Source organism: Roseibium porphyridii, from assembly GCF_026191725.2.
Classification (GTDB): domain Bacteria; phylum Pseudomonadota; class Alphaproteobacteria; order Rhizobiales; family Stappiaceae; genus Roseibium; species Roseibium porphyridii.
Window position 1 is genome coordinate 4,755,114 of record NZ_CP120863.1, and the last position, 19,915, is coordinate 4,775,028.

The 19,915-nt window shown below is 54.7% G+C and carries 16 protein-coding genes; 7 read left to right on the forward strand and 9 right to left on the reverse strand.

Features of this window, described 5'->3' with window-relative positions:
* Position 1 precedes the first annotated feature (1 nt).
* Positions 2–1,327 (reverse strand): NAD(P)/FAD-dependent oxidoreductase, encoded by a 1,326-nt coding sequence (locus K1718_RS21870; protein WP_265680861.1) that lies wholly within the window; start codon positions 1,325–1,327, stop codon positions 2–4.
* A 199-nt stretch (positions 1,328–1,526) separates the two neighbouring features.
* Between K1718_RS21870 and K1718_RS21875 the strand changes: the two genes are divergently transcribed.
* Positions 1,527–1,757, forward strand: coding sequence for a DUF3329 domain-containing protein (locus K1718_RS21875; protein ID WP_209006670.1), 231 nt, complete (start codon positions 1,527–1,529; stop codon positions 1,755–1,757).
* Between the two features lie 7 nt (positions 1,758–1,764).
* Complete coding sequence (locus tag K1718_RS21880; protein ID WP_265680860.1) at positions 1,765–4,134, forward strand: fatty acid cis/trans isomerase; 2,370 nt, start codon at positions 1,765–1,767, stop codon at positions 4,132–4,134.
* A gap of 23 nt (positions 4,135–4,157) precedes the next feature.
* Here the strand turns inward: K1718_RS21880 and K1718_RS21885 are convergent, their stop codons facing one another.
* Positions 4,158–5,045 carry a LysR substrate-binding domain-containing protein gene (locus K1718_RS21885; protein ID WP_265680859.1) on the reverse strand — a complete coding sequence of 296 codons (888 nt, stop codon included), beginning with the start codon at positions 5,043–5,045 and terminating at the stop codon, positions 4,158–4,160.
* Between the two features lie 185 nt (positions 5,046–5,230).
* On the opposite strand from K1718_RS21885, the gene K1718_RS21890 reads away from it, so the two are divergent.
* From K1718_RS21890 to K1718_RS21900, 3 genes are read left to right on the forward strand one after another with little or no spacing between them, the layout of a single operon-like run.
* Positions 5,231–6,844: a GMC family oxidoreductase gene (locus K1718_RS21890; protein ID WP_265680858.1), complete on the forward strand. Its 1,614-nt coding sequence runs from the start codon at positions 5,231–5,233 to the stop codon at positions 6,842–6,844.
* Complete coding sequence (locus K1718_RS21895) at positions 6,844–8,331, forward strand: aldehyde dehydrogenase family protein (protein ID WP_265680857.1); 1,488 nt, start codon at positions 6,844–6,846, stop codon at positions 8,329–8,331. The genes K1718_RS21890 and K1718_RS21895 overlap by 1 nt, the downstream gene beginning before the upstream one ends.
* Before the next feature lie 9 nt (positions 8,332–8,340).
* Complete coding sequence (locus K1718_RS21900; protein WP_265680856.1) at positions 8,341–9,552, forward strand: mandelate racemase/muconate lactonizing enzyme family protein; 1,212 nt, start codon at positions 8,341–8,343, stop codon at positions 9,550–9,552.
* A 34-nt stretch (positions 9,553–9,586) separates the two neighbouring features.
* On the opposite strand, the gene K1718_RS21905 is transcribed toward K1718_RS21900, so the two are convergent.
* From K1718_RS21905 to K1718_RS27570, 3 genes are all read right to left on the reverse strand, one after another.
* A complete protein-coding gene (locus K1718_RS21905; protein WP_265680855.1) occupies positions 9,587–9,937 on the reverse strand; it encodes a putative quinol monooxygenase in 351 nt (116 codons plus the stop codon).
* A 189-nt stretch (positions 9,938–10,126) separates the two neighbouring features.
* Positions 10,127–11,368, reverse strand: a complete 1,242-nt coding sequence (locus K1718_RS21910) for an MFS transporter (RefSeq protein WP_265680854.1) — start codon at positions 11,366–11,368, stop codon at positions 10,127–10,129.
* 404 nt (positions 11,369–11,772) lie between these two features.
* A complete protein-coding gene (locus tag K1718_RS27570; RefSeq protein WP_418068048.1) occupies positions 11,773–12,000 on the reverse strand; it encodes a DUF1127 domain-containing protein in 228 nt (75 codons plus the stop codon).
* An 85-nt stretch (positions 12,001–12,085) separates the two neighbouring features.
* Between K1718_RS27570 and K1718_RS21920 the strand changes: the two genes are divergently transcribed.
* Positions 12,086–13,027, forward strand: coding sequence for a LysR family transcriptional regulator (locus K1718_RS21920; RefSeq protein WP_265680852.1), 942 nt, complete (start codon positions 12,086–12,088; stop codon positions 13,025–13,027).
* 107 nt (positions 13,028–13,134) lie between these two features.
* Here the strand turns inward: K1718_RS21920 and K1718_RS21925 are convergent, their stop codons facing one another.
* From K1718_RS21925 to K1718_RS21940, 4 genes are all read right to left on the reverse strand, one after another.
* Complete coding sequence (locus tag K1718_RS21925; RefSeq protein WP_265680851.1) at positions 13,135–14,208, reverse strand: ABC transporter ATP-binding protein; 1,074 nt, start codon at positions 14,206–14,208, stop codon at positions 13,135–13,137.
* Complete coding sequence (locus K1718_RS21930) at positions 14,205–16,415, reverse strand: ABC transporter permease (protein WP_265680850.1); 2,211 nt, start codon at positions 16,413–16,415, stop codon at positions 14,205–14,207. The genes K1718_RS21925 and K1718_RS21930 overlap by 4 nt, the downstream gene beginning before the upstream one ends.
* 6 nt (positions 16,416–16,421) lie before the next feature.
* A complete protein-coding gene (locus K1718_RS21935; protein ID WP_152502977.1) occupies positions 16,422–17,447 on the reverse strand; it encodes an ABC transporter substrate-binding protein in 1,026 nt (341 codons plus the stop codon).
* Positions 17,448–18,366: 919 nt separating this feature from the next.
* Positions 18,367–19,338: a nucleoside recognition domain-containing protein gene (locus K1718_RS21940; RefSeq protein ID WP_265680849.1), complete on the reverse strand. Its 972-nt coding sequence runs from the start codon at positions 19,336–19,338 to the stop codon at positions 18,367–18,369.
* A gap of 117 nt (positions 19,339–19,455) precedes the next feature.
* Here K1718_RS21940 and K1718_RS21945 point away from each other — a divergent pair, with 117 nt between their 5' ends.
* Positions 19,456–19,908, forward strand: coding sequence for an Lrp/AsnC family transcriptional regulator (locus tag K1718_RS21945; protein WP_265680848.1), 453 nt, complete (start codon positions 19,456–19,458; stop codon positions 19,906–19,908).
* The last annotated feature ends 7 nt before the right edge of the window (positions 19,909–19,915 follow it).

A 19,915-nucleotide genomic window follows, 5' to 3' on the forward strand; every position in this document is an offset into this window, starting at 1 on the left:
TTCAAATACCCAGTCTGTCGCGCAATGAAAACCAGGTCATGGCTAGAACAAGTAACGGAAAGCGAAGCTTGTCGCCTCCCGGAAACGCGGGAACATCAAGCTTTTCAAATACGTCAAAACGTCCTGAAATACCGCTGACGGCTTCCGCAAGGATCTGACCGCCAAGCGTTGCCATCGCAACGCCGTGTCCGGAATAGCCTGAGGCGGTGAACATGTTCGGCGCCAGCCGGGCAAAATAAGGCATCCGTTTCGGTGTGATTGCGAGTGTGCCACCCCAACCATAATCGATGCCGACATCCTCAAGTTGAGGAAAAATCTCGAGCATGGGTGCGCGTACGAACGATTTGATGTCCTTTGGGAAATGGTAGCCGTAGTTTTCGCCTCCGCCGAAGAGAAGACGTTTGTCGCTGGACAGACGAAAATAGTTGATGACGAACTTGCTGTCGGCAACGGCAAGGTTGCCGCGAATGATCTGTTCAGCCTCCGTGGCCGCCAAGGGCTCGGTTGCGATAATGAAGTTATTGATCGGCATCACGTGAGCTGCCGTCTTGCGCTCAAGACGGCCGAGATAACCATTGCAAGCCAGAATGACATTGTCCGCGCGTAGTTCGCCGCGCTCTGTTTTAACCAGTACGCGCGGTTGTCCGCTGCTTTCAATTTCTGTCACTCTGGTTTCTTCAAAAAGAACTGCCCCTGCAGCCTCTGCGGCACGGGCCAGTCCGAGCGCAAAATTCAAAGGGTGAAGGTGACCGGCACCCTGATCGAGTGTGCCGCCAAAATATTTTGGGCTGCCGACATGCTCTCCGATTTCCTCAGGACCAATGTACCGGATGTCCTCGTAGCCATATTGGAAACGGAGATGCTCGACATAGTCCCGGCTCTCCTCAAGGAAGCTCTTGCGGTGATCCGCGTGCAAAATACCCGGCGCGTAGTCGCAGGCGATCTGGTGGCGCACGATCAGCTGCTTCACAAGCGCCTTGGACTCCTCGGCCAGATCCCATAGCAATCGGGCGTGAGACTTTCCGTGTCGGGCTTCCAGAACAGTCTGCTCGACACGTTGTCCGGACCCGACTTGTCCACCATTGCGGCCTGAGGCCCCCCACCCGACGCGGTTGGCCTCCAGTAACATCACCTTTTGTCCGCGCTCGGCGAGATGAAGAGCAGCGGACAGACCAGTATAACCGCCACCAATCACACAGACGTCGCAAGTGCGCGCGCCTTCCAGCGGTGCATGTGATGTCTGCCTGTTGGCTGTTGCCGCGTAGTAGGAAGGCGCATGCTTGCCAGGGTCGTCATTTGCCGTCAGGAGGTCGAGCGCTGTCAGCATGTCCGAACGCAGGCTCCTCTTGAATACGGGTTGGTTGTAGCGCCTCAACTTACGTCAACATCTCTCGTTCAGCGACCATTTTCAAGATGAAATAGAGGTAGTCGGCTCAGGTTTTGCTTGATTTTGCAAGCTCTTGAGGCTCCCTTAACGACATACGGGCGACGCCCGTTGCGTTTTAATCCAAAGGAAAGGCAAAACTGTGCTTGGACCTGTTGAGCATCCCTGGTTTGATCCACTCTGGAGAAGGATCCTGCTGGTTCTCTTTTGCGGAGCCTGGGCCGGAATGGAGTATTATCTTGGGAACATAACCTGGGTCTATATTATCGGTGCGATCACTGGTTATGCAGCTTGGGCTTATCTGATCGGATACAAGGGCCCGGATGATCCCTCGCGCAAAACACGACCGCGTATGGATGATAACGACGGGTAGTCCCCAGATGATCGAGATCTGTTTCCGTTACCTGAACGCATTAATTCCAAAGTTCGTGGTTCTGGTTGCGTTTCCAATGGTAATCCCGCTTGCAGGAGCACTGGCCCAGGGACAACAGACAAGTACGTCGAAAATTGCCATTCAGGATGTTTTGAACAAACGCTGTGTTGTCTGCCACGGCTGCTATGACGCGCCATGCCAGCTCAAGCTTTCCTCTCCTGACGGCTGGGTTAGAGGAGCGAGCAAAACAAAGGTCTATGATTCAACACGGCTTGACGATGCCCCCATGACGCGCCTCGGGGTTGATGCAAGGGCCGTTCCCGAATGGCGGCAAAAGGACTTCTTTGCTGTCGCAGATAGCAACAAAGGGCCGTCGGTTCTTGAACAATTGCTGCGCGCGGGACGCAACAACGATTTTACGCTCGGTGCAGCCTTGCCCGATCGGCTGAACATCAGCCCGCTTCGAAAGAACAGCTGTCCGATGCCGTCAGAAATCGGCGACTATCTGGATGACCACCCCTTGGGCGGAATGCCGTTTGCAACAGCTCCCCTCCCGGAAGCGGACTATCAAAGGCTGCTCTCATGGGCGATGGATGGTGCGCCGTCAGACGAGACAGCAACTGTCCTGCCAAAAACAACACTCGATCACATCGAAACGATCGAGGCCTTCCTGAACAACGGGCAACTGAAGTCAAAACTGTCCGCTCGCTATATCTATGAGCACCTTTTTCTGGCTCACCTGCATCTGGAAGGCGACACGTCGAGGACTTTCTTTCGACTTATCCGTTCACGGACGCCTGCTGGAGAACCACCGGACGAAATTGCATCGCGGCGACCATTTGACGATCCAGGTGGTGACTTCTCCTACAGGCTCGTTCCTCTCAATGACACGATCCTCCACAAGGAGCACATCGTTTACGAAATCGGTCCGAAGCGTTTGGAGCGCTATAGAGATCTTTTCCTTGAAAGCGATTGGGAAATTGACGCGCTTCCGCCTTATTCGATCGATGCAGGTGGAAATCCGCTGTCCACTTTCCGGGCCATTCCAGCCCGCAGTCGCTATCAGTTTCTGCTCGACGATGCACTTTACTTCGTCCGGTCCTTCATTCGTGGTCCGGTCTGCTACGGCCAGGTTGCTGTCAATGTCATCGAGGACCGATTCTGGGTGGCGTTTCTCGCCCCGGATGCGGACCTGTCGGTAACCGATCCCGCCTATCTTGACGAAGCCATTCCGATCCTTGAACTGCCGCTTGCTAAGGTTGAAGGCAAGATCTCGGACCGATTGAAAAGCTTCCTCACGCTCGGCCCTATCAAGTACCAGGAATTGCGCCAAGCCCACTACGCGGCAAAGGCTGCGCAAAATGGTGGGCCAACCTACCAGGACATCTGGGGCGGTGACGGAAACAACATCGATGCCCGGTTGACCGTTTTTAGAAACTTCTCCTCCGCGTCTGTCGTTCCCGGGTTTAGCGGTGCCGTTCCGGAAACTGCCTGGGTGATCGATTTTCCGCTTTTTGAACGGATCTATTACAATCTGGTGGCCGGCTTTGATGTCTTCGGCAATGTCGAACATCAGCTGACGACGCGGATCTATATGGACAGCCTGCGCCGTGAAGGAGAGCGTAATTTTCTGGCGTTTCTGCCCCGCGACCTGCGTGACCCCCTTCATGAGAGTTGGTATCAGGGCCCCCTGGTTTCGCTGGTAGACCGATGGAAGGAACGCAAGCTTGATACCTCTTCACCGACGGGAATTGGCTTTCAAACAGGTCAACCCAAGAGCGAATTCCTGACCGAGCTTTTGAAGATCGAACCGCGACTCTGGCCCGTCGCTGATCCAATCAACCGGTGTTCAGCCGATCAATGTGCCACGAACGAGACAATCGAGGGTCGATTGCGCCCACTTGCCGCGACCCCGGCCCCTTTTGCCAAATTTCTACCGGACATCGCATTGTTGCTGGTGGAAACGGATGCCGCAACGAAGGTCTTCACGCTTGTTCATGACAAGGCCCACAGTAATGTCGCATTTATTTTTAATGAGGATCTTCGCAGGGACCCTGAAAATGACAGCCTGACCGTTCTTCCGGGCCAGTTCAGTAGCTATCCGAATTTCATCTTCAAGGTGCCAGACACCAAAGTGTCTGCCTTCGTGGATGCCGTTAAGGGCATTCGAACGCAACGGGAATATTTAAGCGTTGTTGAGCGGTTCGGCATCCGGCGCACCGACCCGGATTTCTGGAGCATGCTTGATCTGGCCCAGGCAAGCCTTAATGCCCAGGACACTCTTCAAGCCGGCCTGCTGGATATCAACCGCTACCGCGATCCCAAACCGCTTGACCCGATCGAACGGCTTTTCGAATACACCTTTTCCGTTGACTGACACCGCCTCCTGAAAGAACCCGACTACGGATGGCGAAGTTCGTCGATCATCCAGTCGCAAAAGTTCTGAGCTGCCGGCGCAAGGGCCTTTCTAGGTCTGGATGTGACCAGATAAAAACTGTGGCGGCTGTTGATGCGCCGGTCGCAGGACCGGACCAGCCGCCCCGCATCAAGATAAGGCTGTGCAAGCGATTCCAGAACAAGTGCATGACCGTGCCCCAACGCGGCGAGTTCAAGAGCTGACAGCGTCTGATCGACCTGGAGGCCATTGCGCGATGGCACCTCATGCCCATAGCCGCGAAAGAAACTCTCCCAGGTATCGATAACCCCCATGATGTCGAGCCGAGGTGCAGCACCCAGAGCTTCAAGGTCATGCTTTGTTGCAGACAGTCCCAAGTCAGGATGGCAAACGGGAATGATCGGGTCGTTCTGCAGAAATTCCACAATGCCATCGGTCCAGGTGCCATCGCCGAAACGGATATCGATATCGAACAGTTCAGGATTGAGCGTTTCAGCCCAAGACGCTGAAATCATCTGGAGATCAACGTCAGGATGAAGCTCCTGAAATCGCCTGATACGCGGGATCATCCAGAGCTGACCAAAACTGTTGAGGCATCGGAACCGGACCGGTTGCCTATTGCGATCGCCGAATACAGAGACAGTCGCAATGGAGAGATCCGAGAAGGCCTTTTCGACTGTGGGCAGATAGGTTTGACCCAATCGGGTCAGCACAAGAGTTCGGTGCAGCCTCTCAAACAGCGGATAGCCAAGCTGCTGTTCAAGCTGGCGTACCTGATAACTGATCGCGGCCGGTGTGATCAGCAATTCTTCCGCGGCACGCGTGAAATTGCCAAGACGTGCGCTTGCCTCAAAAGCCCGTAACCAGGACAGTGGCGGAAGGTCATACGGCATATGAGTATTCCGTTTTTTGTTGCTCTTCCAAGAGAAAAGGATCCAACAAGCTAAGGAGCGGGCTCGTCCGCAGACCCGTTTTCCTACAAATTTTTTCGAAGTTACACCAAATAATTTTTCGCTTCATATTTTTCATCTGCTCGACGAAATTTGTTGAACGTGCGAACAATCCAACGGCGCATTGCATGGAAATGGTTGACTTCATCATTGTCGGGGCGGGTTCCGCCGGATGCATTTTGGCCGAACGCCTGAGCGCGGATCCCAACATCTCCGTGCTTTTGCTCGAGGCTGGTGGTTCGGACGCATCTCCGTGGGTGTCGATACCCCTTGGCTACGGCAAACTGAACGGAGATGCCAAACGCACCTGGCAATATCAGACCGAACCTGACGGGGGCCTGGACGGACGCAGTGGTTGCTGGCCACGAGGGCGCATCGTCGGTGGATCAGGCTCGATAAATGCCATGGTCTATTGCCGTGGCTTGCCAGGTGACTTTGAAGACTGGAAAACAGCAGGCGCGCATGGATGGGGATGGCAAAGCGTCAAACCGGTCTTCGAAAAGCTCGAAACAAAAGTGTCGGCGGATGGAAGGGAAAATGGCGACGGCCCCATAAGAGTGCAAAACGTCACCGATCAGATCCACAGCATCAACCGCCATTTTCGTGCTGCGGTCCAGGAGACGGGATTGCCCTGGACTGAGGATTTGAACGGCGACAATCCGGAAGGTGGCGGTGTTTATCAGATCAACACCAGCAACGGACGGCGCTGCTCCTCAGCGCGGGCCTTCCTGCACCCTGCCCTGAAACGCCGAAACCTTAGTCTGCGCACCAAGGCACTGGTCAAGCGGGTTCTCTTTGAAAACGCGGAAGCCATTGGCATTGAACTGGGTGATGGCATTCAACTTTTTGCACGACGAGAAGTGATCCTGGCTGCCGGAGCAATCGGCTCACCGCAGCTTCTGCAGGTTTCCGGTGTCGGCCCGGGCAATCTGCTGCGCGAATTCGGCATTCCGATCATCCAGGCCAATGACAATGTCGGTGGCAATCTGCAGGATCACCTGTCAACGAAATTCACATTCCGCGCCAAGGAGCCGACGCTGAACGCCGTGCTGCGTCCGGCAATCGGTCGGACACTCGCGGCAATTCAATATGCCTTGACGCGCAAGGGCCCTTTGTCGCTTTCAGTCAACCAGTGCGGCGGATTCTTCCGATCAAGACGGGAATTGAGCCGGCCAGACCAGCAACTTTATTTCAACCCGATCAGCTATCAGTTGACGGCCGACAAGGATCAGACCCGGCTGGCGATCGATCCTTTCAACGGTTTCATCATCTGCGCGCAGCCGACTCGCCCGACCAGTCGGGGGCGTATTGCTATCAAGAGCGCTGACGCCACAGTTGCACCTGTCATTCAACCGAATTCGCTTTCAACCGAAGAAGACTGCATGGCCGTGATCGCCGGGGGCCGGCTCTGTCAGAATCTGATGGCAAGCAAAGCCTTGAGCGGGCTTGTCGAAGGGCCTGTTGCACCTGATCTCGGCAAGCTCGATGACGAAGGAATTCTTGCTGATTTCAAGTCTCGTGCGAGCACCGTCTACCACCCGGTTTCCACGTGCCGGATGGGAGAAAACGTTGGATCGAGCGTCGTCGACAGCCGCCTAAGGGTTCATGGAGTGCAGCGGCTGCGTGTCGTTGATGCTTCGGCCTTTCCGAATATCACCTCGGGCAACACAAACGCCCCGACCATGATGCTGGCCCTTAAGGGGGCCGATCTCATTCTTGAAGATCAGAAGAGAGCTATTTGATGACGGCCCAATCACTTGCAGACGACTACCTGTCCGGCGGACAGCTGAGATCGCTTCCCGAAGGGCATTTCATAGACGGAAAGCCGACCCCCGCATCAAACCGGAAGATGCAGAGCTTTGACCCGGGGCTTGCCGAACCGTTTGCCGAGTTTTCACTAGGCAGTGCCCAGGACCTTGATCACGCCATTGATGCCGCTGAAAGGGCCGCCAGACACTGGCGGCAGGTGACACCTGCGGAGCGTTGCCGTGTGCTCAACAACGTTGCTCGTCTATTTCGCGAAAATGCCGACCGGCTGTCGGTGATTGAAGTTGTCGACAGCGGCAAGACGCTTTCGGAGGCATCCGGCGACGTCCAGGCGTCCGCGCGCCTTTTTGAATATTACGCAGGTGCGGCCGACAAGCTTGATGGCAGATCTGTCAATTTGGGTCCTGAGCAGACCGCCTTTACAGTGCGTGAACCGGTCGGCGTGACAGGGCATATCATTCCCTGGAATTACCCGACATCCACATTTGCGCGCGGCGTTGCCCCTGCTCTTGCCGCCGGATGTTCAGTTGTTGCCAAACCTGCCGAAACAACACCCTTCACCGCATTGGTCATGGCAGAACTGCTTTCAGAAGCTGGCGTGCCCGATGGGCTTGTAAATGTCGTGACCGGCCTCGGCACCGATGTCGGCGCAATGATGGCTCGGGACCCGCGTATCAAACAGCTTACCTTCACGGGTTCGGTTTCAACCGGTGTCAATGTCGCTCAGATCGCGGCGCCGAATGTCACGCGCCTGACGCTGGAACTTGGCGGCAAGTCTCCGTTGATCGCCTTCGAAGATGCAGATCCCGGGAAGGTGGCAGATGGCGCGTATTGGGCAATCTTCTCCAATTCGGGTCAGATTTGTTCCGCTGGATCAAGACTGGTTTTGCACTCATCCTTGCGCGATGAGGTGCTTGCCTTGCTGACGAAAAGAGCGGCCCGGATCAAACTCGGACACGGCTTGTCGCATCCCGATATGGGCGCAATCAATTCCGACCTGCACCTGTCGCGGATCCAAGGGCATGTTGAGGCGGCCCGGGCACGGGGTGCCAATATCCTGACCGGCGGCCATGTCACGACAGATACAAGAACCGGCAAAGGCTGGTTCTTTGAGCCGACCGTGATTGCCGACCTCTCCCCCAACGATCCTGCCGTGCAGGAAGAAATCTTCGGCCCGGTGCTCTCGGTTCAAACGTTCGACACGGAAGAGGAAGCAATAGGGCTTGCCAACGGCACCGACTTCGGTCTGATTTCAAGCGTCTACACAAGAGATGTCGGTCGCGCGATGCGGGTTGCCGGCGCAATGGATTGTGGTCAGGTTTCAATCAATGATTACTGGGCCGGCGGGTTGGAACTGCCATTCGGTGGAAATAAAAAATCCGGCTATGGCCGTGAAAAGGGCTGGGAAGGGCTCGATGCCTATACCAAAGTGAAATCCATCACTATCAGCAATGCCAGCTAGGCGAGATCCATGAAACTCGACCAAATCGAGACATTTGTCGTCGCGAACCCTCCTCCCCGTCATGGAGGACGCTATTTCATTTTCGTCAAACTGGTTACCGCTTGCGGGATCACGGGTTATGGCGAGATCTACAATGCCACTTTCGGGCCTCACCTTGTGGCCGAAATGGCGAAGGACGTTTTCGAGCGCCAGTTCCTGGGCTCCGATCCGCACCATATTGAGAAGCTTTGGCACAAGACCTATGGCGCTGGCTATACGCAGCGACCGGATGTCACTGTTATGGGCGTGCTCTCCGGACTTGAGATGGCGTGCTGGGATATTATCGGCAAGGCTGCCGGAAAACCCGCATATGAATTGCTCGGCGGCAAAGTTCACGAGCGGCTGCGGTCCTATACCTATCTTTATCCAGCCGACGGTGACGTCTATCCAGATCCCGACCAGCCGAATGTCTATAACGATCCGTCTCTGGCAGCGAACGCGGCAAGCAAGGCGGTTGACCAGGGGTTCACAGCAGTCAAGTTCGATCCTGCTGGCGCTTACACGATTTATGACGGCCATCAGCCAAGTCTCGACGACCTGGACCGGTCCGAAGCCTTTTGCAAGTCCATTCGCGAGGCTGTCGGGTCAAAGGCCGACCTGCTTTTTGGCACGCATGGTCAGTTTACCGTCTCAGGAGCCAAACGGCTCGCCAGGCGCATAGAAGCTTATGACCCACTCTGGTTCGAAGAGCCTATCCCGCCGGAAAAGCCGGAAGACATGGCTGAAGTTGCCCGGTATACGTCCATCCCGGTAGCAACCGGTGAGCGCCTTTGTACGAAATATGAGTTTTCACGCGTTCTGGAAACAGGTGCAGCCAGCATTTTGCAGATGAACCTTGGCCGGGTCGGCGGGCTTCTGGAAGCCAAGAAAATCGCGGCCATGGCTGAGTGCCATTCTGCCCAGGTCGCACCGCATCTCTACTGCGGGCCTCTTGTTGCGCTTGCCAACATTCAACTGGCGACCTGCAGCCCCAATTTTCTGGTCCTTGAGTCAATCCGCACGTTCGATGGTTTTTATGCTGACCTTTTGACAAAACCGATCTGTTGGGAAGACGGCTATGTGATCCCATCCAGCGAACCGGGCCTTGGCCACGAACTGAACGAAGAGGTTGCAAGATCACACCCTTACGAGGGCAATGAGCTCCATCTCGGCCTGCAGGAGAGCCCTGCGCTGCCGCTTTGACCTGGTCCGTTTGGCCGCCGGTTTTAGTTACGATTCAATCCGGCTCGCCCGGTGGCACAAACCAGCCGGATGACAAGTCAATGTGCTGAATGGAGTGCTCTTCGATCAGATCGTCATAGCCCTCCGGCAGGAAGGATTGATCCCATTGATCACCAAACCTCTGTTTGACAGACGTCATGTCGGACCACAGAGACGCAAATATAAGCCTGTTTTCTTCCACGCTTACTTCGCGGCCGAAGAAGAACCCTTTGTTTCCGGGCTCACTGCGCACGACCTCAGCTGACGTCGTGGCAAATTGTGCAAGAAGGCTTTTTTCCTTTCCATCTTTGACCCTGGCTTGGAACAGCCGCAAGATCGGTCCCTGCTGTGTCTTGTTCGAGGTCATCCAGTTACCTTTCACTTTGTTGGACGTCGAAGAAAATTCTGACCTCAGTTCAAACCGGCCATGCAAATGAACTGCATGATTGAAAGGTCAAGAAAGTGCCTCTGGTAAACATTGATCAATGCGGCCCAAAGGGCGATGAGCGCAGATAGGGCGAGTAGGCACGCCAAACCCCATAGAACAAGCGACCAGCTAGGCATTGCTCACGGCTCCCTGAAATCTGCTGAATTTGGAAGTCAGTGGTTGCTCATCGATCGGAAGGTGCAGAAAGGCAGCCATGATGCCGGCCAGAACCACGCACCACCACATGATGTCGTAGTTGCCTGTCTGCTCGAATACGAGCCCACCGAGCCAGGCACCCAGGAAACTCCCAATCTGATGCATGAAGAATACGATGCCAATCAGTGTCGCGAGATATCTGGGGCCAAAGACCTGGGCAACGATGCCGGTGGTAAGCGGAACTGTACCAAGCCAGGTAAAACCCATCACTGCCGCGAACAAAAGAGTTGAAACATCGGAAGGTGGCCGCAGCACAAAGACGGCGACAGCAGCTGCCCGGGCCAGGTAGAGACCTACAAGGACCTTTTTCTTGCTGACATGATCGCCGACGACACCGCATATGAACGTTCCGGCGATGTTTGTTGCACCAATGGTCGCAAGAGCAGCGCCGCCAAGCCAGGCTCCCAGATTTCTGTCCAAAAGATAAGCCGGCAAATGCGTTCCTATGAACGCAAGCTGGAACCCGCACACAAAGAAACCGAGCACCAGCAAAACAAAGCCTTTGTGCCCAAGCGCCTCGGAGAGTGCCTCCGTCAGCGACTGCTCCGTCCCTTGCCCCTCAGCGCGCCCTGAAAGCATCGGAGCCAACAAGCAAATCGTCACAGCGATGAGCCCCAAGCTGACAAAGGCAAGTGACCAATTCAGGTTATCGATCAGGCTCAGTGTGACGGGAACAGATAGAAAAATCCCCAAGGATCCGCCAAGCGAGGCAATGCCGAGCGCCGACGTACGTCGTTCAGGAGGAAATTTCCGTCCGACTGCTCCAAGGACCACAGCATAGGTTGTTGCGCTAAGTCCGATACCGACAAGCACACCTAACCCCAGCACCAATCCAAGTGTGCTTGAAACGGCAGATGCACATATCAGACCCAGCACATAAAGCGCACCGCCTGTGAAAATAACCCTCGCACTTCCAAAACGGTCAGCCAGCATGCCTGCGAAGGGTTGTGCCAAACCCCACATAAGGTTCTGCAATGCGATTGCAAAACCGAATGTCTCACGATCGATGTTTGGGACTTCCCTCGTGACCGGATCCAAAAACAGCCCGAAAGAGTGCCGCATACCAATGGCGATAAGAGCGACGACCGAGCCTGCGACCAGTACAAGCTTCGGGTCTCTGAGATGCCGCAAGACAGTGCCATTTGTCGATTGCATTCCATATCTCCATTGATGATGGCGGTTTCAGTTTCTGCCAGAAACCGGGATACCGATATTTCGAAATAGCTGGGAATTCCGGGCTAAGCACTCCAAAGTGCAAACTCTGGAGAGCCTCTCAAGCATCTGATTTAATTTATATTTTTCTGCATTCTTCACTCATTAACAACTCACGTGAGTGGTGATGGCAGAGTTGACCCAGCAATGACACCAACCAGATATGGAAAGCGACCAAGGAAGCCGAATGCTGATCCCATAGCTGCCAAACCCAGTGTTGCTGGCCCCGGGCTGCCCATAAGCAGAGAAGCTGCAAGCCAGAGAACGCGAAGGTTTTCTGCCATCAATTCACGACCCTCAATTCTGCAGCGTGAAAAGCACGCGTTGTGAGCACCCACCGATGGGCTTCAATCGCCTCGATTGCGTCGACGACCGTGTTGCCCGGAGACAACAAGTGAATCGATCTCGCTGCGATCAATCGCCAGATCCCGGAGCATCGCGTTGCTAAGACTGCGCAGCTCACCACGGTCTCGCCTCTTCTGCTTCCAGGCGAGGAATCGTTTCAATAAAACGCCCAGACATGACGCGTTCTGCGCAGTTTGCAGTGTTGCTATTGTGGTCGTTTCCCTAGCCAATTCACCTTGATACCCATCGTTTCAGACGGGTCAGATTTTTGCCTCTGACTTGTTATTGGTCAAAACGTATTGTTCAATAAGTGATATGCGAAATATCAATATCAGAAGTGTCGATCTAAATTTGCTCGTTACGTTCGATGCGCTTTACAGCGAACGAAGTGTGACGAGAGCAGCCACTCGGCTCTCTTTGACCCAACCGACGGTTTCCGGGATGCTCAAGCGGCTTCGCGAAGTGTTCGAAGATGATCTCTTTGTTCGAACCTCACACGGCATCATTCCGACACCAAAGGCCGATGCAATTGCTTTGAAAGTCAACGAGGTGCTGGAGGAGATTCGTGTGCTTCTGGCCCCTGACGCGTTCGATCCGGCCAACTCAGAGTTCACTGTAAGAGTTTGCGGCAGCGACTATCTGCAGCACACAATCTTCAATGCTTTCACTGAAAAAGTACTGGATGTCGCTCCCCGGGCCCGGGTCTCGGTTCTTCCAAGGCCTGCGACGGGAATTCTGGATCAGCTGGAAAAAGGTGAGATAGACCTGATTTTGAGTGACCGCGACCTGGCTCTGCCCGACTTGCCGGCACGCGCGCTCTACACGGACGACTTTGTCTGTTTATCCAGTTATTCGAACGTCAAAAACAATGACGAGTTGTCATTGGAACAGCTATGTGAACATCGTCACGCATTTGTGGACCCGACCGGGGGCAGCTTTCGCGGGCCAATCGACGAGGTTCTCGCCGCGAAGGGAATGAGCCGACATGTTGTCTTGGCGGTACCCACATTTGCGATGCTGATCCATCTCATGAAATCAAGGAGCTTAACCGCGTTCATTCCCGAACGGATCGCTAGATCCTTCAAGCACAGTTTTGCACGCATTCGAACACCGCTCGAACTGCCCTACCTGGATATCGTCGCCAACTGGCACCCGCGCATGAACCGGGATGCAAGACATCTCTGGCTCAGAGAAACGCTTCTTGAGGTTGCAAGACTTCCAAAGAACCAGATCGGCAGCGACACATCACGCTCTTAGTTTGAGCGAAAAACGATAGCAAACTGGTCCAAACGAAATGGAGCATCGAATAGAATTCACTGCAACTTTCAACAAGGTAACGGCTTGCTCATTTGCCTGGCAAAAAATCAGTCGGCGGCCAGGAGCACTGGACCCGATTTGGCGAAAGACAGTCTCAAATCCGAGCCGACCTCAAGCGTCTGATCCACGTTGTCCTGCACCGCAAAGACCTGACCAAACTCACCCTCGAGAGTGTATTCCATTCGAACGCCGACATAGGTTGCCTTGGCAACACGCGCCGGCATGCCTTCCGCTTCCCCCAAAACAAGCCGAGAGGGTCGAACGGCAATGGTTGCCGCACCTTTTGATAAACTGCGCGAAGCCAGCATATAACGATACCCGCAGACATCTACAGTCGCGGTTTCGTTCTGGACGTCGGTTATCTGGCAGGAGATCAAATTTGCCTCGCCGATAAAATCGGCAACGAAGGCATCGACCGGTTGATCATAGAGCTCCCGCGGCGTGCCGATTTGAGCAATCGATGCATTGCGCATGACGACAATCTCATCTGAAACCGCGAGCGCTTCTTCCTGATCGTGGGTGACATAAACGACCGTCAGGCCAAGATCCTGCTGGATTGCCCGAATGTCCTCGCGGACCTGTCGACGCAATTTCGCATCAAGGTTCGACAGGGGTTCGTCGAACAGCAGCACCTGAGGTTCCAGCACGAGTGCACGGGCGACCGCGACGCGTTGCTGTTGACCACCGGACAATTCGCTTGGCAAGCGCTCTCCGAAGCCCTTCAAGCCGACCAGTTCCAGCCCTTCAAGCGCCCGGGAGCGCGCTTCGGCCTTGTCGAAACCAGAAAAAGTCAGTCCGTACATCACGTTTTCCAGAACGCTCATGTGCGGAAACAGAGCGTAGGACTGGAACACCATCGACACGTCACGATCCGTTGCCGGCAATTTCGTAACCTCTGTGTCCCCGATGAGTATGCGCCCGGAACTGGCCATCTCCAAGCCTGCGATCATGCGCAGTGTCGTGGTCTTGCCACAACCGGATGGGCCCAGAAGCGTCACAAGTTTACCCGCTTCGATATCCAGATCGATGTTGTCGACAGCGACCACATCCTTTCCAAATACCTTGGAGACCTTTTCGAACCTGACCGGCGCGGCCTTGCTGCGAATGTGTGTTTCGCTCATGTCGCTCCCTTCATTTCGATGTGTTTGCGACGCCCGATCTGTACACGGCCAACCAGCAACTGCAGCAGACCGACGGCTGCCAGCATGACGAAGATCAGTGTCGTGGAATAGGCAATGGCAAGACCGTAGTCGTTGTTTTCAACGCGCCCGATAATGTAGCTGGTCGCCATGTCATACTCGGCGGACACCAGGAATATGACCGCGGAAATGGCGGTCATCGCCCGCACGAAACTGTAGACCAAAGCGGCCAGGATTGCGGGCCGCAACAAGGGCAGTATCACTCGTCGGAAGGTTTGCCATGAGTTGGCTCCAAGCGTGAGTGAGCTCTCGTCAAGCGATTTGTCGATCTGCGACATGCTTGCAATCCCTGCACGCACGCCGACAGGCATGTTCCTGAAGATGAAACTCACGACGAGAATAATACCCGTTCCGGTGATTTCTATCGGAGGAACGTTGAATGCCAGAATGTAACTCACGCCGATAACGGTGCCGGGAATGGCGAAGGACAGCATGGTGCCGAACTCGAAGGAGTTCTTGCCGGCGAAATTCTGTCGTGTCAGCAGATAGGCCGTCACCAATCCAACAGCCGCCGTCAGCGGTGCCGCAATGGCTGCTATCGTTATCGTCGTCCAGAAACTGTCCCAGGCAGCCCCGGTCCAGCGTATCCCTTCTTCAGCAAACCGAACCGAAAACGCCGTCACATAGTGTTTGAACGTCAGAGAATTGTTGACACCCCACAGCTCAACAACGCTGCCATAAATGATCATCGCATAGACCACGGCGGTGAACGCGGCCCAGGCAAGCGCAATGCTCAGAACAGGAACTGCAAGGCCTTTAGGCATAAGCGGATGCACTCCTGCATCTCCCTTGCCTGAGACGGTCGTATAGCTCTTTTTTCCCAGCCAGGCTCGTTGAGCGTAGAAAGCCGAGAGCGTGAAAAAGAGCAGAACCATTGCGAGAACCGCAGCACGCCCCTGATCGTATTGTGCACCGACAATGGCAAAGAAAATCTCGGTCGACAAAACATCGAAGTTTCCGCCCAGGACCAGCGGATTGCCGAAATCGGCCATGCTTTCGATGAAACCAAGCAGAAACGCGTTTGCGAGCCCGGGACGCATCAGCGGCAAGGAAACTGTTCTGAAGGTCTGCCATCGGTTTGCCCGAAGGGTCTGCGCTGCTTCTTCCATTGAGGGGGAAACCCCTTCAACGACACCGATGAGGACCAGAAAGGCAATCGGCGTGAAGGCCAGCGTCTGGGCAATAAGCACGCCGGGCAGGCCGTAGAGCCAACGCGTCGGCTGCACACCAAACAATTCAGATATATAGACCGTAACCGTACCGGAAAGTCCAAACAGCAATATGAGCGCAAGGCCAATGACGAAAGGTGGCGTGATGATCGGCAGCACCGTAAGCGCCCGCATCACTCGTTTGTAACGGAAGCCTGAACGTGTCACGACGAGCGCAAATGCCAGGCCCAAAAGCGTTGTGATCAATCCAACCAGAACGGCAAGGAAAAGGGAGTTCCATGCAGCTCCGCAACGCGCACCGGCCAGGCAGCCGAGGCCCCAAATCCGGTCGTCGAAGAACTTGTCGAAAAAAACCAAAATCGAGTAAGCGCCGTCGTCTGTGACGAAGGCAGCAAACAACATTTTCGCAATCGGAAAGAAGACAAATGCCGTGACAATCGCGATGACGCCGCCAATTGCACTGACGACAAAGACATCTCCGTTGACAGCGCCGCGTGCGGCGATGCCTTGCGTCAGCAGAAACAGGTAGGCAGACGCGCACAGCATTGCGCCATATCCCATGCCAAACTGCCGATCGTCCAACGGACCGAAAGCCGCATTCATCCATTCGAAATTGTATCCGCGGATGCCAATGGAAAAGCCTTGGGCAATCATCCACGCAAAGCCTATTGCGCCGGCAAGCACAAGCAAACGGGCGTAGGCCGGATCCGACTTTGAGCACCGCAATGCAAACAGCGGAAGCACCAGCGGGATCAAGAGGGGGGCCAGCCACAGCTTTTCGCCTTGCGCGATCAAAAACGCGGCAGGCGCGTAGTCCTCGTCGAACGGGTAGCCGTCGATCAGCCACTCGAACGACCAAAAGCCGTCCTCGATGCCGTACCAGGGCAGCAGACAGAAGCCCACCCACCCGGCGATGATCCAAAAGATCAGAACCGGGGGAGCTTTATTTGGTTTGGTCAAAGTCACTTACTGCGGCAGCGTGGAGACGTCCTCGTCCCATTTCTGCAAAAGGCGTTTGCGCTCATCGGACGACCCATATTTCTTGAAGTCGTAGTCGATCAGCTTGATCTGGCTCATGTCAGGAGCACTTTCCGAAGTTTCCGCGCCTTTGTTGGACGGAACCTGGAACGCATTGACCTCGAGCGCAAGGTTCTGTGCCTCTGGGCTCAAAGCCCAATCGTAAAACTTCTTCGCCTCATCCATGTTCCGGGCGCCATCGATGATCGACATGGAGCCAATCTCGTAGCCAGTTCCCTCGCATGGTGCCACGACTTTCACAGGGAAACCGGAGACAGCCTGCTTGACGGCGTCATGCATGAAGACGATACCGATGGTGTTTTCTCCGCGACCCGCAGCCTTGATCGGAGCGGAACCCGACTTTGTGTACTGGTTGATGTTGGCGTGGAGACCCTTCATGAATTCAAAGCCCTCGTCCTCACCGAATATCTGAACCATGGACGCAAGCGTCGTATAGGCGGTGCCCGAGGAGTTCGGGTTCGCCATCTGGACATGGCCTTTGTACTCGGGCTTCAGGAGATCCTTCCAACATGCCGGCTCCGGCAGATTGTTCGCCGCCAGCAGATCACTGTTGTAGCCGTATCCGAGTGCACCGGAATAAATTCCGATTGTCCGGTTTCCTGCGCTTTCAGCCTGGCTAATCGCCCAATCATGCAGCTGGTCGCGCATGGGAGAAACATATTCTGCGGTCAGGCCCTCTTCAGCGGCCTGCAAATGCGGATCACCGGTTCCACCCCACCAAACGTCTCCTTTTGGATTGGAAGACTCGGCGCGGATCTGTGCGAAGGTTTCGCCCGATGACTTGCGTGTCATATTGACGTCGATGCCGGTTGCATCTTCAAAACTGCGCGCCATCAACTGGCACCAATCCTCCTGCGCACTGCAATAAAGAGTGAGCTTGTCGGCGTGAGCCATTGATGCGCTGGCTGCGAACGCTACAAGCGACCCTGCGAAGACTGCGGCTTTTCTGTTCATTCCTGTTCCTCCCTGAACATTATGTTCCAACCGGTTTTCCGGCTTTCTTTTGCACCCCATTTTCGTTTCACGACGTCTCTTGGGGCAAGGCAAGCGCCACTCTGGCTCAATATTCCCGCAGTTTGCTGCGGTAAAACCGATACTGCGGTCCGCTTGCAGGCAATTGGGCAGTGCCCAACTGTGTGATCATTCTCCTTGTTTGTCAGGCAGTCCCCTTGGCATCGGGCAGTGCCTGGGATTCCAAAACCATCATGTTCGAACATCCAGGCAACATGGAATTCTTGCGGAATTCCCTGCATCGGCCCTTGTTGGCTTCCTCCCGGCTATCGTTGCCCGAACGAGCAATTCAACCTCCACCGGCCGTCAGGTCTCTCCCTGTTTTTTACGCTACACCCCTTTGGCTTCTCCCTTGTCATCCGTCCCGGAAACCGACGCTTCAGAGGTGACGTTGTTGTTCAATCGCTTTGGATGCATCGCTGATCTCAGAATCCCGACACCATCGGCGACAGGCACATCCTACCGTCATCGATTATCAGCACCAGCTTGAAGCCTTTGCAACTAAATTTATCCAAAACACTGAGTTTCTTAGAAAAAAAAGATTAGTAAGCAAAATACCTGCGCCAGATCTCAGTACCAGAAGATGAGTTCGTCACGGACTGACACCCGGCAGTTGGTAAGGCCGTCGACCGTATTGCACGCAGGTTCAGTTGATTGAGCGCTACGTCTACACGCCCTGAATGGCAATCAGGCGAGTGAGCCGACTGATTGATTGCAGGGTGCATGACTTCAAAGAAGCGCGCCCATCTCGAGAGTGGTTCAGTAAACCTCTACCTAACCTTGGAAAGGGTCTCCATCTCCAAGGCCAGGCACGCCCTATCGCCCTTTTTTGGTTCCCTGGCAATTCCTGACAAGGGTTTGCTCAGCCGGTTTTCGCTCCCTCAAGCCTGTACATGTGCTGAAAGAAGGCGTTGTCAGACAGTCTACGCAGCAATGCGGCAATGATGGCGGTTGCGACAATGGCGAAACAAAGCCGACCGACCAAGACACCGTAGACGTCCGCGCCCAGAGCAATCATCAAAAGCGTGTCTTCAATGACGCTGTGCGCAAACCCCATAAACACGCAGGACACAAAAACCTGCCGAGGTAACACGGCGCCTGATCGCGCTTCCCGGATCAACAGGCCCGCACCATAAGAGATGCCCAAAAACAAACCGACGGCAGTCAGGTAGCCTGCCTCGCCGCGAATGCCCGCAAGGCGCAAAACAGGCGACAAGGCCGACATGATCCAAGCCAGAACCCCGGTCATTTTCAAGACTTCCAGGAGCCAGAAAAGAGCGACAAGCACGACCAGCATCCAGATCATGGTCTGGGCGAATCCGAAGAAAAATTCGAGCCAGTCCGGTGTGGTGCTTAAGGGTATCCAGGCCGGTGCGACGGGTGCGGACAGCCATCCTGTCATTTCCAGAACCGTATGCAACAGAACGGCGTAGAGGAGCCCTCCCAGGATGCGCAAAGTTGTCGTGACGGCCATGCCGGGGCCGGCCATCTGAATGATTTTCTGTTCAACCGGCAGCCCATGTGCAAACAGAACAAGTGAGGAAAAGATGGTGACGTCAGCAACACTCAAGGATGAGATGGGCACCAGCGTGAAGAGAAGCGGCACCGCCCCCCAAATCCCGACCAGCATCGCGGTCAGCCAAGCCAGACCAAGCTCTGATGGGAGCCCGACAAGGTTCATAACCGGAGCAAAGATCGGCGCGACCATTTCAATCACTCCCAGTCTGGAGAGCAGCTCGGCAGCGATCGTTATAGGTATCATTATGCGCGCCAGGACCCAATAGATCTCAATAGGTTCAAGCGTTTTTCGAAAAATTTTGACGATGACGGACATCCAAAGCTCCTAAACAGTTGCCTCAGTCCTAGCTTGGCTCATTTCGAATTTGTGGTCTAAAATTGCATTTCTTTGCAATTTTATTGCAAAGACAAATCAGATGAATAGGCTTTTCCGATGGACCGAATAGACCGCAAAATTTTGAACTTCATGCAGCTCGATGCTTCGCGCACGAATGTGGAATTGGCCGACAAGGTCGGCCTCTCACCTTCTTCGTGTCTACGCCGTGTGCAGCGACTTAGAAAAAATGGCTTTATCGACCGCGTGGTTGCCATCTTAAACCCCGCCAAAGCCGGACGGGTCATCAAGGCAATTGTTACCGTTGAACTGAAACTGCATGGCGAACAGCACATGCGCCGTTTTCTGGACATCGTGACAAAAGAAGAAGCTGTCTCCAACGCTTACGCAGTTACAGGCGCAAGCGATGTCGTCCTGATGCTGCGATTGCAGGACATGGAAGAATATGACCGACTGTGCGAGCGTCTGTTTCGCGACCAAAGCAACGTCGCCCGCTTCTTTACATTGGTGGTCATCAAGACTGCCAAAGAGGAAACCGCCTTAAGCCTCTGAAAGGCCT

What these genes read in the sequence shown, in the direction of transcription:
- K1718_RS21900 (WP_265680856.1), top strand. Translation starts at nt 8,341, where the DNA reads ATGAAACTCGACCAAATCGAGACATTTGTCGTCGCGAACCCTCCTCCC.
- K1718_RS21910 (WP_265680854.1), bottom strand. Translation starts at nt 11,368, where the DNA reads ATGCAATCGACAAATGGCACTGTCTTGCGGCATCTCAGAGACCCGAAG.
- K1718_RS21920 (WP_265680852.1), top strand. Translation starts at nt 12,086, where the DNA reads ATGCGAAATATCAATATCAGAAGTGTCGATCTAAATTTGCTCGTTACG.
- K1718_RS21945 (WP_265680848.1), top strand. Translation starts at nt 19,456, where the DNA reads ATGGACCGAATAGACCGCAAAATTTTGAACTTCATGCAGCTCGATGCT.
- K1718_RS21895 (WP_265680857.1), top strand. Translation starts at nt 6,844, where the DNA reads ATGACGGCCCAATCACTTGCAGACGACTACCTGTCCGGCGGACAGCTG.
- K1718_RS21870 (WP_265680861.1), bottom strand. Translation starts at nt 1,327, where the DNA reads ATGCTGACAGCGCTCGACCTCCTGACGGCAAATGACGACCCTGGCAAG.
- K1718_RS21940 (WP_265680849.1), bottom strand. Translation starts at nt 19,338, where the DNA reads ATGTCCGTCATCGTCAAAATTTTTCGAAAAACGCTTGAACCTATTGAG.
- K1718_RS21880 (WP_265680860.1), top strand. Translation starts at nt 1,765, where the DNA reads ATGATCGAGATCTGTTTCCGTTACCTGAACGCATTAATTCCAAAGTTC.
- K1718_RS21935 (WP_152502977.1), bottom strand. Translation starts at nt 17,447, where the DNA reads ATGAACAGAAAAGCCGCAGTCTTCGCAGGGTCGCTTGTAGCGTTCGCA.
- K1718_RS21890 (WP_265680858.1), top strand. Translation starts at nt 5,231, where the DNA reads ATGGAAATGGTTGACTTCATCATTGTCGGGGCGGGTTCCGCCGGATGC.
- K1718_RS21905 (WP_265680855.1), bottom strand. Translation starts at nt 9,937, where the DNA reads ATGACCTCGAACAAGACACAGCAGGGACCGATCTTGCGGCTGTTCCAA.
- K1718_RS21925 (WP_265680851.1), bottom strand. Translation starts at nt 14,208, where the DNA reads ATGAGCGAAACACACATTCGCAGCAAGGCCGCGCCGGTCAGGTTCGAA.
- K1718_RS21885 (WP_265680859.1), bottom strand. Translation starts at nt 5,045, where the DNA reads ATGCCGTATGACCTTCCGCCACTGTCCTGGTTACGGGCTTTTGAGGCA.